Consider the following 763-nt stretch of genomic DNA (forward strand, 5'->3'; position numbering starts at 1 on the left):
GGGCGCAGTAGTTGAGCCGAGACGGGGAATCTCACATACGGTTCAGCGTGCATCGCGCATCAAACGCCCTGGAGTCGCGTTCCAGGGGCACTGGCAGCGGGTAAGGGGATTAGACCGGCACCGCAATAAAAACGCCGAGGCGACGGCTCCTAGCGGAGTAACAGTCAGTCAGTGCAGCAGTCCATGATGTGTCTAGCCAGCGCGTGAGAGGGGTCAGCGCCCAGCGGGGCGTGCCGATAGTGGCTAGCAAGGCGAACGTATCCTGACTTTTCGCACGTGCGAAAAGTTGGGAGGCGCAAGCCTGCCTTGGAGCGCAGCGGAAAGGCAGGCTTGCGCCTCCCTTGTTGCTCAGAAAATACCAGGTGTTCTCTCGTTACCGCTGCCGCTCCAGAGACGCCGAATCTTTGATTCGGTGGCGGCTGGGCGGCCAACAAGCGCAGCGCGTTAGTGCCTATCCATGCTATGGGCTGATGGTCGGTTCTAACGCGAAAAGTGACTCGCATTAGAACCGACCATCGTTACAATTAACTGATAACCCGTAGCACTCTGTGAGGTGTACGCATGAACTCGATCTCCGTATTTCTAAGCGATAGCCCTGCCATTCTCCCCATCATCTTTGGCGTCTTGGTAGTCGCTGTATCGGTGGCCGGTGGCTATGCATATCAAGTCAATAAGGTGATCGAAGCGAAGCGTTCAGCTAAGTAAATTCATGGCTGAAAAAAAATTCAAGATAATGACAATAATCTTGAATTTGTCGTCTTTT

2 protein-coding genes are annotated in these 763 nt (G+C 54.3%); both read left to right on the forward strand.

Features of this window, described 5'->3' with window-relative positions; all coding sequences use genetic code 11:
• The coding region (locus INT21_RS20280) for a hypothetical protein (protein ID WP_226930555.1) at window positions 1–187 on the forward strand (187 nt) is incomplete at its 5' end.
• Window positions 188–561: 374 nt separating this feature from the next.
• The gene (locus tag INT21_RS00410) at window positions 562–705 is read left to right on the forward strand and encodes a hypothetical protein (RefSeq protein ID WP_193084730.1); all 144 of its coding nucleotides are present in this window, start codon (window positions 562–564) and stop codon (window positions 703–705) included.
• Window positions 706–763: the final 58 nt, after the last annotated feature.

The organism is Halomonas sp. 3F2F, from assembly GCF_014897805.1.
GTDB lineage: Bacteria > Pseudomonadota > Gammaproteobacteria > Pseudomonadales > Halomonadaceae > Vreelandella.